This is a genomic window from Flavobacterium anhuiense (genome assembly GCF_004151235.1).
In the GTDB taxonomy this organism is placed as follows: Bacteria; Bacteroidota; Bacteroidia; order Flavobacteriales; family Flavobacteriaceae; genus Flavobacterium; species Flavobacterium anhuiense_A.
Genome location: NZ_JUIV01000008.1, coordinates 58,153 through 70,936, shown reverse-complemented (window position 1 = coordinate 70,936; position 12,784 = coordinate 58,153). Strand labels below are relative to the sequence as shown.

12 protein-coding genes are annotated in these 12,784 nt (G+C 33.7%); 7 read left to right on the top strand and 5 right to left on the bottom strand.

From position 1 onward, the window contains the following. The first annotated feature begins 64 nt into the window (after positions 1-64). From NU08_RS11775 to NU08_RS11745, 7 genes are all read left to right on the top strand, one after another. On the top strand, positions 65-529 hold the full coding sequence (locus tag NU08_RS11775) for a Fur family transcriptional regulator (RefSeq protein ID WP_008462215.1): 465 nt from the start codon (positions 65-67) through the stop codon (positions 527-529). A 98-nt stretch (positions 530-627) separates the two neighbouring features. After that, complete coding sequence (locus tag NU08_RS11770; RefSeq protein WP_129747286.1) at positions 628-1,899, top strand: adenylosuccinate synthase; 1,272 nt, start codon at positions 628-630, stop codon at positions 1,897-1,899. Positions 1,900-1,949: 50 nt separating this feature from the next. Continuing rightward, a complete protein-coding gene (locus tag NU08_RS11765) occupies positions 1,950-2,534 on the top strand; it encodes an NUDIX domain-containing protein (RefSeq protein WP_129747285.1) in 585 nt (194 codons plus the stop codon). Positions 2,535-2,573: 39 nt separating this feature from the next. Beyond that, entirely contained in the window at positions 2,574-4,064 is a 1,491-nt protein-coding gene (locus tag NU08_RS11760) for a S41 family peptidase (protein WP_129747284.1), read from the top strand. A gap of 248 nt (positions 4,065-4,312) precedes the next feature. Then, the gene (locus NU08_RS11755; protein ID WP_129747283.1) at positions 4,313-5,197 is read left to right on the top strand and encodes a L,D-transpeptidase; all 885 of its coding nucleotides are present in this window, start codon (positions 4,313-4,315) and stop codon (positions 5,195-5,197) included. A gap of 317 nt (positions 5,198-5,514) precedes the next feature. Further along, the gene (locus NU08_RS11750; protein ID WP_129747282.1) at positions 5,515-6,105 is read left to right on the top strand and encodes a TetR/AcrR family transcriptional regulator; all 591 of its coding nucleotides are present in this window, start codon (positions 5,515-5,517) and stop codon (positions 6,103-6,105) included. Between the two features lie 173 nt (positions 6,106-6,278). Further along, on the top strand, positions 6,279-7,418 hold the full coding sequence (locus NU08_RS11745) for an FAD-dependent oxidoreductase (RefSeq protein ID WP_129747281.1): 1,140 nt from the start codon (positions 6,279-6,281) through the stop codon (positions 7,416-7,418). A gap of 63 nt (positions 7,419-7,481) precedes the next feature. On the opposite strand, the gene NU08_RS11740 is transcribed toward NU08_RS11745, so the two are convergent. The 5 genes from NU08_RS11740 to NU08_RS11720 form a co-directional block, all read right to left on the bottom strand. Beyond that, positions 7,482-7,874, bottom strand: a complete 393-nt coding sequence (locus tag NU08_RS11740) for a hypothetical protein (RefSeq protein ID WP_129747280.1) — start codon at positions 7,872-7,874, stop codon at positions 7,482-7,484. A 5-nt stretch (positions 7,875-7,879) separates the two neighbouring features. Continuing rightward, positions 7,880-9,352, bottom strand: coding sequence for an IMP dehydrogenase (gene guaB / locus NU08_RS11735; protein ID WP_129747279.1), 1,473 nt, complete (start codon positions 9,350-9,352; stop codon positions 7,880-7,882). A gap of 266 nt (positions 9,353-9,618) precedes the next feature. Next, positions 9,619-11,016 (bottom strand): DUF5723 family protein, encoded by a 1,398-nt coding sequence (locus NU08_RS11730; RefSeq protein WP_129747278.1) that lies wholly within the window; start codon positions 11,014-11,016, stop codon positions 9,619-9,621. Beyond that, on the bottom strand, positions 11,013-11,564 hold the full coding sequence (locus NU08_RS11725; RefSeq protein ID WP_129747277.1) for a hypothetical protein: 552 nt from the start codon (positions 11,562-11,564) through the stop codon (positions 11,013-11,015). Before NU08_RS11725 ends, NU08_RS11730 begins: the two co-directional genes overlap by 4 nt. Positions 11,565-11,638: 74 nt before the next feature. After that, positions 11,639-12,505, bottom strand: a complete 867-nt coding sequence (locus NU08_RS11720; RefSeq protein WP_129747276.1) for a hydroxymethylglutaryl-CoA lyase — start codon at positions 12,503-12,505, stop codon at positions 11,639-11,641. Between the last annotated feature and the right edge of the window lie 279 nt (positions 12,506-12,784).

The window sequence follows — 12,784 nt, the reverse complement described above, 5'->3', positions numbered from 1 at the left end:
TTGTAACGAAACTTTAAACCCGAAACTTTTATTCATTAAAAATAAAAAATTATCTTTGCCGGATATGACACTTATTTCAACTGACAACACTAAGAATCAAGAAATTGTAAAAAATGTTTTTACACTATATCTTGAACAAAAAGGGCATCGCAAAACTCCTGAGCGTTATGCTATACTTCAGGAAATTTACGACAGCGAGGAACATTTTGATATCGAAAACCTTTATATCAAGATGAAAAACAAGAACTATCGTGTGAGTAGAGCTACTTTGTACAACACGATCGAGTTATTGTTGGACTGCGCTTTGGTTAGAAAACATCAATTTGGACAAAATCAGGCTTACTACGAAAAATCATATTTTGATAAACAGCATGATCACATCATTATGACAGATTCGGGAGAAGTAATTGAATTTTGCGATCCAAGAATTCAAACCATCAAAAAGACGATTGAAGAAATTTTTGATATTGAAATCACTAATCATTCGCTTTATTTCTACGGAAACAAAAAGCAAAATTCAAATTCATAGTCTATTCAACTAGACTTTTTCAAAAAAAATAAAAAAAAGAAAATTAACTACATAATCAGTAGGACGACTTAGATTGTCCCAACGCAAATTAAAACAGAATGACCGTAGATTTATTACTAGGATTACAATGGGGAGATGAAGGTAAAGGAAAAATTGTTGACGTACTTACCTCAAATTATGATATTATTGCACGTTTTCAAGGAGGACCAAATGCAGGACATACATTAGAATTTGACGGAATTAAACACGTACTTAGAACAATCCCTTCTGGAATTTTTCATAAAAACTCAGTAAATGTTATCGGAAATGGTGTTGTAATTGATCCTGTAGTTTTTCAAAAAGAAATTGAAGGTTTAGAGAAATTCAACCTTGATATCAAAAGCAAATTAATCATTTCGAGAAAAGCACATTTAATTTTACCAACTCACCGTTTATTAGATGCTGCTTCTGAGGCTTCTAAAGGAAAAGCGAAAATTGGTTCTACTCTTAAAGGAATTGGGCCAACTTACATGGACAAAACTGGTAGAAACGGCTTACGTGTTGGAGATATTGAATTAGAAGATTTTAAAGAGCGTTACAGAGCTTTAGCTGACAAACACGAAGCCATGATTGCTTTCTATGATGTTAACATTCAATACAACTTAGCTGAATTAGAAAAAGAATTCTTTGAAGCTATCGAAGAATTGAAAAAATTAGATTTCATTGACAGCGAAGAATACATGCACCAAGCTCAAAAAGCGGGTAAATCTATTCTTTGCGAAGGAGCTCAAGGATCTTTACTAGATGTTGATTTCGGAACTTATCCTTTCGTAACTTCATCAAACACTACTGCTGCTGGAGCTTGTACAGGTTTAGGAATTGCGCCTAACAAAATCAAAGAGGTTTACGGAATTTTCAAAGCTTACGTTACACGTGTAGGTAGCGGACCTTTCCCTACTGAACTTTTTGACGAAGTTGGTGCTACAATGGCAAAAGTAGGTAACGAATTTGGTTCTGTAACAGGAAGACAAAGACGTTGCGGATGGTTAGACCTTGTTGCTTTAAAATATGCAGTTCAAGTTAACGGAGTTACTCAGTTAATGATGATGAAAGGTGATGTTCTTTCTGGTTTCGAAACTTTAAAAGTTTGTACTGAATACAACTACAAAGGACAAAACATTTCTCACTTCCCTTATAACATTGAACCAGAAAATGTTACTCCGGTTTACAAAGAGTTTAAAGGATGGAAGCAAGATTTAACAGGATTGACAACTTACGATCAATTGCCAATTGAGCTAAAAGAATATATTGAGTTTATTGAAAAAGAAATCGAAGTGCCAATCAAAATCGTATCGGTTGGACCAGATAGAAAACAAACAATAACAAAATAATACATTTAAACGCTCTGATTATCAGAGCGTTTTTTTTGACTCTTACTGACATGAGAAAAAATCCAGAAATTGAGATCACAGAAACCAAGTTATTATCAGACAATTGGTATGTCTTAAACAAAGTTACTTTTAACTATAAAAAAGAAAACGAAAAAGTAGAATCGCATATTCGTGAAGTTTATGACCGCGGAAATGGTGCTGGAATTTTATTATACAATTCAACCAAAAAAACGGTTATACTGACGCGTCAGTTTCGTCTTCCAACTTTCCTTAACGGAAATAAAACAGGAATGATGATCGAAGTTTGCGCTGGTCTTTTGGACAAAGACAATGCAGAGCAAGCTATTATTCGCGAAACAGAAGAAGAAACAGGATATCGAATTTCTAAAGTTCAAAAAGTTATTGAAACGTATATGTCACCAGGTTCTGTAACAGAGATTTTGTATTTATTTGTTGGCGAATATGACGAAAGCATGAAAGTAAGTTCTGGCGGCGGACTTGACGCAGAACAAGAAAACATCGAAGTTTTAGAATATACTTTTGATGAAGCTTACGCTATGATTGAATCTGGAGAAATTACAGATGCCAAAACCATTATGTTACTGCAGCATGCAAAAATTAAAGGCTTGATTTAAAAGTTTTTTGAGTATTTTAGATTGATTAAAAAATCTAAAATGCTCAAATTCAAAATAGCTCTTATTTTCTTTTTACCGCTTTTCGCTTTTTCTCAAAACGAAAAATGGCCAGCAGAAAAACTCAAGCAAGATTTAACCATTTTTAAAGAAATAAGAGAAAAAGCCAATTCTGGACTTTATAAATACAGAACAAAACAGCAGATTGACAGTATTTATTCTTGGGCTTTTTCGCAGATCAATACGCCCAAAAGCCTTATAGAATTTTATAAAATAGTTTTGCAGATTACCGATTTTGAAGGAAGTCTGCATAACGACACTACACTTCCTGAAGATTTTGAAAAGAAATATTCATCGGGAAATGTTTTCTTTCCTTTTCCTGTAAAACTTATTAATGGTCAGCTTATTCTTAATTTTGAAAATACTCAAATTCCGCTGGGTTCTCAAATTTATAGCATTAACGGAATCAAAACTTCAAAACTGCTTTCGTCTTTCTACAAATATTACACTACCGACGGTTATAATATCACAGGAAAATCAATCGGAATCGGGAGTTCTTTTGCCAAATATTTTGAAATGGAATATGGTCCGCAAAAGAGATTTACAGTAGAATATTCGCTTCCAAATCAAACCAAAAGATTAAAAAAAACTATTTCAGCTGTTTCAAACGAAATTCGAAAAGAGAATTTCAAAAACCGCCATTCACTTCCCATTGATAGTTTACAATACAATCGCGCAAAGGATAAATATTCTTTTAAAGTCATTTCTAATAATACCGCTTTACTTTCTGTCCATACTTTTGTAATTGGCCGAAATGCAAAACATAAAGAACATTTGGCTTATAAAAAATACCTAGACAGTTGTTTTAATTATCTTTCAAAAAACAATCAGATAAAGAATTTAATTGTTGATGTAAGAAATAATGGCGGTGGAACTGATCCTAACGACATTGTTACCTTTTCTTATTTAGCAGAAAAACCGTTTCGTGAAAATGCATCTGCTTATGTCAATTTTCAAGAAGTTCCTTTTTCTGAATATTTAGTTTATGAAGAAACTGAACCGCAGAAAAAACAGGAAGAAAAAAAGGATTTTGAAGATGAATTGAAAGAAGAATTTCCAAAGTCGGAAAACGGGAAATACATTCAAGACGAAAAATTCAACCCATTATTACAGGCTGAGAAAAACAGTTTTAAAGGTCAGATTTATTTATTAATAAGTCCAAGAATTGCTTCTGCAGGCTCCTTATTTGCTTCTTTGGTTGCAGGAAACACAAATGCAATTGTTGTTGGCGAAGAAACTATGGGCGGTTATTTCGGTCATAATGGCCACACTCCTATTGAATACGAATTGCCCAATACCAAAATTAAAACACAATTTTCGATTGTAAATCTAGAACAAGATGTTCCTAAAAAGCCCAATCAGATTTTTGGAAGGGGCATAATTCCAGATTATGAAGTGAAGCAGACTTTTGAAGATTTTATGAAAAACAGAGATACGCAATTGGAATATACTTTGAAATTGATTGAGGAATAAATTGAATATTTTTGGAAATTTTCTTCATCAGAACACAATTTAAAATTCCTGAATACTCAAACAAAATTCTGATTATAAATCACTTAACTTTTTAATTTTTCTAAAAATAATAGCTATATTATCAACACGTCAGAAGAAAAATGAGCTATTTGAAATTTTTAATGTAAATCCCGAAACCAATTCAAAAAATTATGTAACCCTTTTCAGCTATCAGATGTATAACTTTATATTCATAAAAATACCGACCTATGAAAAAGTTATATTACACAGCAAACGCCCTACTGATTTTAATGTTAGTCTTATTAGGTTCTTGCAAAAAAACCGATACGATCACATTGACTGAAAATAAAAAAGAGAAAAAGAAAGTAATTGAATATAAAAAGCCAGAAACAGTTTCTTATCAAATCACAAATACAAAAGAATGGCTGAAACTTAATGAAGCTGACAGTTCTAAAATGGATATTGTTTACGCTTTAAACAGAACAGATAAAGCCAATTTTAAAAAACTGGATTCTGTTGTAATTCCAGCAGATTTTAGCGGAGATTTGGTTTATTATCTTCCGTTTCCGTTACATGTTTCGGCTTTAGAAGAAGTTTCAAAAATTATCCTTTTTTCATATCCAACGCAGAGCTTTGCCGCTTACGAAAACGGTGAATTGGTTCGTACAGGTCCAACCAATATGGGAAGAAAAAAAGATCCTACTCCTTCCGGATTATTTTTCACCAATTGGAAAGCAGAAAAAACAACCAGTACATTTAACGACGAGTGGGATTTGAAATGGAATTTTAATATCGAAAATAAACTGGGAGTTGGTTTTCATGAATACGCGTTGCCTGGTTATCCCGCGTCACATTCTTGTTTGCGATTATTAGAAAAAGACGCTAAATACCTTTACAAGTTTGCTGACGAATGGATCCTAAAAGACAAGGAAAATGTAAAAGTAAAAGGAACCCCTGTTGTAGTTTTTGGAAGTTATGATTTTGACGGACCAAAACCTTGGCTAAAATTAGCATCAGATCCTGAAGTTTTAAATATTCCTGAATCTGAAATTGAAAATCAGGTAAAACCGTTTTTAAAAGAGATTTTAGAAAATCAAAATCTAAGAGAAGCCGAGCCTACAAAAACAATATAAATATACTCTCGATATAAAAATCAGCTGAAATATACTTTATTTCAGCTGATTTTTTTTATTCTTGTCAATACCAAATGTAAATATTTGGCTAAAGCCCAACACTTAACCATTATGAACCTCCAGCTAAAGCGGGAGGCAATTTATAAAGTTCAAACCTCTGAACTTTGAACCTTTGCCTCTTTGCTCCTTTGCACCTAAAAAAAGAAAAAAACTTAGAATCTCAGAACCTTAGAATCTTAGCAATTTAAAAAAAACAATTATAAATAAGCGATCGTTCATTTATTATTTATATCTTTGTACCATAATTAATTAGAATTATGAGAACAAGAGATATTAATAAAGAAGAAATTGTAAAACAAAAAGCAATAGAAATGATCGTTAACCAAGGCATAGAAGGCTTTGGAATGAACCGTTTGGCAAAAGAATGCGGCATTTCTGTTGCAACACTTTATATCTATTATTCAGACAAGGAAGATTTGATTCGCAAAATTGGAATCGAAATTGGTCAAAACTTCTTTGAAAAAATGTTTGACGGTTTTTCTACAGATATGTCTTTCAGAGACGGATTACGAAATCAATGGGAAAATCGTATTTATTTTACTCAAAATTTTGCGCTCCAAGCCACGTGTTTTGAACTTTTAAGACATTCTACTTACGGCGATGCAATCATACAAGAAGTGACAGGAGAATACAAGCAAATGATGACTGAGTTTATGCTTTCGGCAATTGAAAGAAAAGAACTTATCTCTGTTGCTTACGAAGTCTTTTGGAGCATTGCTTACGGTTCGCTTTATTCTCTTTTAGAATTTCACAGAGACGGAAAATCAATGTCTGGAAAATCTTTTGTTCTTAAAGAAGAAATTAAAAATGAAGCTTTTAATCTGGTTTTAAAAGCGTTGACTCCATAAATAAATCTCAAATTCCAAATTCTAAATTCCAAATTCTAAATTCCAAATTCTAAATTCCAATCTTGGAACCTAAAGGCAAACTCCAAAAACTAAATTCCAAAAACTAAATTCTCAATACTTTATCACTCTGTGCAAAGTCGTAGAGCAATTTCAATAATATTAATTTAAATAAAATGAAAACTTCAATTATAGAAAATAAAAAAATTGCCATTATTGGCGGCGGTCCAGTTGGACTTACTACAGCTAGAATTTTACAAATTAATGGTGCTGATGTCACAGTTTACGAAAGAGATATAAATGCTCAAGCTAGAACTTCGGGTGGAACTCTTGACATTCACTCAGATTCTGGCCAGTTTGCCATTCAGAAGGCAGGTTTAATGGATGAATTCTACAAATATGCTCGACCAACTGGAGAAAAAATGGCCGATATGGACGGAAACATTACTTCTGACGAAATGCCAGATGAAACCAACGCTTTCTCACGTCCAGAAATTGACCGAAATGATCTTAGAAAAATTATGCTGGATAACCTCAAAGAAGGTACAGTTATTTGGGATAGCCAACTAGTTAATATCGAAAAAACAGAAAATCAATATGTTTTAGAATTTAAAAACGGCACAAAAACAACTGCTGATTTTGTTATTGTTGCCAATGGAGGAAGATCAAACGCTAGAAAATTTGTCAGCGATCAAGAACCTCAGCTTTCTGGAACTTATATTATTCAGGGTGAAATTGTAAATCCTGATCAAGATTATCCTGAGTTTAAGCCGAAATACGGAAATGGAAATGTAATGGCAATGGGCGAACACAAAATGTTTTATACGCATACGATGCGCGATGGTTCTGTACATTTTGGTGTTTCTTTTAAAGCTGACGAAGATTGGATTTCTAATCACGGAATCAACTTTGAAGATGATAAAGCAGTGATTACTTTTTTAAAAGAAACTTTTAAAAATTGGAACGATGATTACAAAAAATTCTTTGCTGCTTCGACTGAATTTTCTGGTTTGCCATTGCGTTTATTTTCTTTGGAAGAACCTTGGAAAGAACATTCAAACATTACGCTTGTTGGCGACGCAGCTCACTTAATGCCTCCATTTGCTGGCGAAGGCGTAAATATGGGATTGTTTGATGCTTTTCATCTAACGGAAAATTTAACCAACGGAAAATTTGAAACTATTGATGAAGCAATCGCCGATTACGAGAAAAAAATGTTTGGTTATGCTTTAGAAGCACAGCGCATGACAAAGAAAATGGAAGATTTACTACATTCTGATATTGTGACTGAAGATATTTTAAATAGTAGATTCTAATTAAAATGAGATAATAAAATTAAAAAAGGCGTAAGAATTAAATCTTACGCCTTTTTCTATAGGTTAATTGATTAATATTTCAATTTCATCTAAAAAAAGCTGTTTTCTTTTTATTCCATAAAGCCTTTTCAATAAATTCAAAATACTAAATGGATTACTTCCTATCATTGAATAAAACACAGCCATATCTTCATAATTATGAACTGAAATTTTATATTTCGATTTTTCAGTTATCTGAAAACTAAAAAATTTCACAGCTCTATTTCCGTTTTTATAATCTCTAACTTTAAGACTTTCCTCTCTCAGTAATATCGATTCATTTCTTTTTAAATCAAGTATTTCAACAAAAAAATCATCATTAACCTGAACATCAAAACCTCCTAAAACGTAGATATCATAAAACCCATAATACAAATCAACTTCAAGAACATCTTTTAACTTGAATTGCAAATTCATTATGATTATCTAGAATAATTTGGAGCTTCTTTTGTAATTGTTACGTTATGCGGATGGCTTTCAGTGATTCCACTTGAAGTGATTCTCACGAAACGTCCTGTTTCCTGTAGAGTAGGAATATCTTTTGAACCACAGTATCCCATACCTGCACGAAGACCTCCGATAAATTGAAGCATACTTTCGTTCAATTCTCCTTTGTAAGGCACACGTCCAACGATTCCTTCTGGAACTAGTTTTTTAACGTCGTCTTCAACATCTTGGAAATAACGATCTTTAGAACCAGTTTGCATTGCTTCAACAGATCCCATTCCGCGGTAAGATTTGAATTTTCTTCCTTCAAAAATAATAGTTTCTCCTGGAGATTCTTTTGTACCAGCCAATAATGAACCTAACATTACACAGTCAGCACCTGCAGCGATTGCTTTAGGAATATCTCCTGTATAACGAATTCCACCATCTGCAATTACAGGAACTCCAGTTCCTTTGATTGCCGCAGCAACTTCTAAAACTGCTGAGAATTGGGGGAAACCAACACCTGCAACGATACGAGTTGTACAGATAGAACCAGGACCGATTCCAACTTTTACTCCATCTGCTCCATTTTCTACTAAATATTTAGCAGCTTCTGGAGTAGCGATGTTTCCAACTACTACGTCTATTTGAGGGAATTTTGCTTTTACTTCTTTTAATACATTTACAACACCTTCTGTGTGTCCGTGAGCTGTATCGATAATGATGGCGTCTACACCAGCGGCAACTAAAGCTTCTGCTCTTTGAACAGCATCTCCAGTAACTCCAATTGCAGCAGCAACTCTTAAACGTCCAAAAGAATCTTTGTTTGCGATTGGCTTTTGAGTCAGTTTTGTAATATCTCTGAAAGTGATTAAACCAACTAATTCGTTTTTATCGTTTACAACTGGTAATTTTTCGATTTTGTGACCTTGTAAAACTACTTCTGCCTGCTCTAGTGAAGTTCCTTCAGAAACCGTAACTAAGTTTTGGCTTGTCATAACCTCAGCGATAGGTCTTGCCCCGTTTTTCTCGAAACGTAAGTCACGATTGGTAACAATTCCTTTAAGGATTTTATTTTCGTCAACGATTGGAATACCACCGATTCCGAATTCTTTCATAGCGTTTTTAGCGTCAGCAATTGTAGAGTTCATTGGTAAAGTTACCGGATCAATAATCATACCTGCTTCAGCACGTTTTACTTTTCGAACTTTTCCTGCTTGCTGTTCGATAGTCATATTTTTATGTAAAACACCAATTCCGCCTTCTTGAGCCATAGCAATTGCCATTGCGCTTTCTGTAACTGTATCCATCGCAGCTGATACAATTGGAACGTTTAATGTAATGTTTCTTGAGAATCTTGATTTAATGCTCACTTCGCGAGGAAGCACATTCGAGTAGTTAGGTACTAATAATACATCGTCGTAAGTTAAACCTTCGCCGATAATCTTGGAGTTGTGTGCTATCATGGTGCAATTTCTAGTTGAATTGCGTGCAAATATAGTGAATAAATTGCTAACTTGAATACTAACTTATTCATAAATTTGACTTTACACGAATCGTCTTACAAAACACATGTCCTAGCCCAGATGGAAATGGAAAGCCACGAAAAGCTAAAATGCATTTTTTTCTGGCTTAAAAAAGCGACCAACGGAAGCTCTTTTTATGCCTTGAAAAAAAGTATTTTGGCTCGAGTGCTTGAAATGGACAGCTGGAACAGCTTCTAATTACCAAACTAATCGTCTTTGTCTTGAAAAACAAAATTGATTCCGATCTGAAAGGCTGCACTGCTGGCTTTGGAGATGTCTTTATATTCTAAAACATTATTGACCAAAGCATAAATATTTACTGGACCAATTGTTCCTGCAAGTCCTAAACCAATATTTGTATTTGAAAAAGTATCTAAAGTGTAAGTGGCTTTTAAATCTAATTTCTTAAAGATATTTCTTCGATAAAAAGCTGTCAGGGCAAATAAAGGTGTTCGAGGGGCTGACATTGTAAAAAGCTGTGCTCCTACCGCATTTTTATAATATTTATTGACTTTTCCATGACAATTGCATTCGTCATCAGGACGTGCTTCTCCAAAAGAATATTGAATGGAAGAGTACAATTTTGTCGGACGCCAAGTAGTGTACTTATTATAAAGTGTATCTCTTGGTATGGCTTTATCAAATTCGTCAAAGACATTTTCTGGATCATCTGTACCCATAAAATCTGGATTGGCTCCATTGTATTGATAAGTTCCTTTATACGTAATCGTTTCTATGTCTTTGGTCTGTCGCACAAAACCCAAATCTATAATACTTGCTGTTAGCTGTAAATTGTCTTTTATATAATAGGTAATTCCAGCATCAACGCCAAAACCCAGGCTTCCGTTAAAAAAGGTATTATTGGCAATATCGCGCGCTACATTTCCTTCGTATTCATCTTTTGTAAAGCGAGCAAGTCCAGAAGTTTTTAATTCTAAATTGGAAGAAATAACTTGATTGTAAAGGTTTGGAGTTCCTGCTTCTTGTCCTGTATAAATATATCCTGAATTTTTTGTAGAAGTTGCATTTGCACCGCTCGAATAAATTTTAGCACGTCCTCCATAAACAAATTTATCATTGACTTTTTTATGAAAACCGACATGAAAAACAGAAAGTACTTCGGCTTTCATATTCAAATCGCCTAGATTAAATGATTTTCCGATATAATCTCTATTTCCATTTAAGGCCAACAAAGCCAAATCTTTTGGAACGAACATAAAAAAATCAAATTCCTGATATACCCCAAATGAAATATAAGAACGGCTTTCTCTTCCACCTATTCTAAATCCGCCAGAAAACAATTCCAGCTGCTGATTGGTCACCACTTTATCATTACTTGAAGATTTATTAATGACATTTCTGACTTTTTGATTAAAATCTACTCCATCATTCGCGAATAAATCATAAGCTGAGAAACTGCTAGACCCCACATTTGCCGAAATTCCAGATAAAACAGGAAATCCGAAATAATATTTATACGAAACATCTGCTCCAGGATTTACAAGCGAGGATTGCGGAATTGAAGTAAAGTTATATAACAGCTCTCTGTTTTGAGCAAAACAGGAAAGATGAAAAAATAAGCAAAGAATTAGTGCCTTTCTCATTCGATTACTAAATAAGCCGTTGCACTTGATCTTAATTTTAAATTTCCTGTACTCTCACTATTCAATGGAGGTCCCGCAGCAATTATTACCACAAAGCCAATTTTTTGGGTTTGTTTTAAAAGATCTAATCGCGCGTTTTCAAAAACTTCTGTCGGGTATTTTATAACATTTGGCGTTCCTTTATAGGATGGAACTGTAAAAGATATGGTCTGTAAGATCTTATTTTCTGCATCAAGCAAAAGCATGTTTATGACAAAAGAACGATTTATGTTATTCTCTATTTCAAAATCAAACTCGGCTTTTTTAAGGCGTTCATTAAAAAATTTATTTTTAAAAATATCAAAATCTCTTACGTCGGGATAAATATTTGTACTTCCATCATCTTCAAGTTTATTCGCCGGAATATCAAAATAAGCAAGATTTGCCACAAACACAGGCTCAAGCTTAAAATCGTTTACCTGATTAAAATCTAAATCGCTTGAACAGGAAAACAATAAAAAAACTGAAAATAATATAATTGAAATTTTACTTGAAGGACTTGATTTCATGATATTAATTATGGCAATACTAAAACTGCATTATGTCTACATTTATTGCCGAAGGTAAGAAAAATAACCTTTTTTTAATGAAACTTTCCGAACAATTTTGAAGCTTCATTATAAGCGCTTTCAAAGCTAAGAGAATTGAGTCCTGTAATTTTTTTATTGGCTGTAAAATAAGAAACCAGTTTTTCTGTTGGCATGTTTCCTGTTAGTTTATCGGTTGCCATTGGACATCCTCCAAAACCTTGAATTGCACCATCAAAACGCGTACAGCCAGCTTTTGCCGCAGCATCGATTTTTTCGAACCAGCTTTCTGGTGTTGTATGCAAATGAGCGCCGAATTCAATTTCAGGATATTTCGGAATCAAATCTGAAAACAAATAGGTAATGACTTCTGGCGTAGAAGTTCCAACAGTATCAGAAAGCGAAAGGATTTTAACTCCCATTCCAGCCAATTTTTCAGTCCATTCGCCTACAATTTCAACATTCCAAGGATCTCCATAAGGATTTCCGAACCCCATAGAAAGATACGTAACCACTTCTTTGTTTTTCTTATCTGCCACTTCGAGAATTTCCTCCAGTGTAACTAAAGATTCTGCAATAGTTTTATGTGTATTACGCATCTGAAAGTTCTCAGAAATAGAAAATGGAAAACCTAAATATTGAATCTGCTCATAGTTAGCAGCTGTTATCGCACCTTGTGTGTTGGCAATAATAGAAAGCAATTTACTTGATGTTTGAGACAAATCAAGCTGTTCTAAAACGGCAGCAGTATCCTGCATCTGCGGAATAGCTTTTGGAGAAACAAAACTTCCAAAATCAATGGTATCAAAGCCAACTCGCAATAAAGCTTGTATATAAGTAACTTTATTTTTTGTCGGAATAAAATCCTTAATACCTTGCATGGCATCACGAGGGCACTCGATAATTTTAATTTCTTTACTCAAAGCATATTCTTTTTGTAAAGGCTAAGTTAGTTTCTTTTTTAATGAAATAAAAATTATGTTTTTTTTAAAACCATATAAGTTATATAAGTTTATTTAATAGCATTCTAAAATCTGCCGTTCAGGGTTACACAGTCTGAATTGTAGAGACGCACTGCAGTGCGTCTACGCAAAGGGAATCCGCAATGCTGGAAATACTAGACATGAGGCGCACTGCAGTGCGCCATTACAATCTGTCGCAAAAATCGAAAGTGCAAAAATTATTACCTAAAAACGTAATAT

Coding starts and splice junctions, on each gene's coding strand:
- NU08_RS11775 (WP_008462215.1), top strand. CDS start 65: ATGACACTTATTTCAACTGACAACACTAAGAATCAAGAAATTGTAAAA.
- NU08_RS11770 (WP_129747286.1), top strand. CDS start 628: ATGACCGTAGATTTATTACTAGGATTACAATGGGGAGATGAAGGTAAA.
- NU08_RS11765 (WP_129747285.1), top strand. CDS start 1,950: ATGAGAAAAAATCCAGAAATTGAGATCACAGAAACCAAGTTATTATCA.
- NU08_RS11760 (WP_129747284.1), top strand. CDS start 2,574: ATGCTCAAATTCAAAATAGCTCTTATTTTCTTTTTACCGCTTTTCGCT.
- NU08_RS11755 (WP_129747283.1), top strand. CDS start 4,313: ATGAAAAAGTTATATTACACAGCAAACGCCCTACTGATTTTAATGTTA.
- NU08_RS11750 (WP_129747282.1), top strand. CDS start 5,515: ATGAGAACAAGAGATATTAATAAAGAAGAAATTGTAAAACAAAAAGCA.
- NU08_RS11745 (WP_129747281.1), top strand. CDS start 6,279: ATGAAAACTTCAATTATAGAAAATAAAAAAATTGCCATTATTGGCGGC.
- NU08_RS11740 (WP_129747280.1), bottom strand. CDS start 7,874: ATGAATTTGCAATTCAAGTTAAAAGATGTTCTTGAAGTTGATTTGTAT.
- guaB (WP_129747279.1), bottom strand. CDS start 9,352: ATGATAGCACACAACTCCAAGATTATCGGCGAAGGTTTAACTTACGAC.
- NU08_RS11730 (WP_129747278.1), bottom strand. CDS start 11,016: ATGAGAAAGGCACTAATTCTTTGCTTATTTTTTCATCTTTCCTGTTTT.
- NU08_RS11725 (WP_129747277.1), bottom strand. CDS start 11,564: ATGAAATCAAGTCCTTCAAGTAAAATTTCAATTATATTATTTTCAGTT.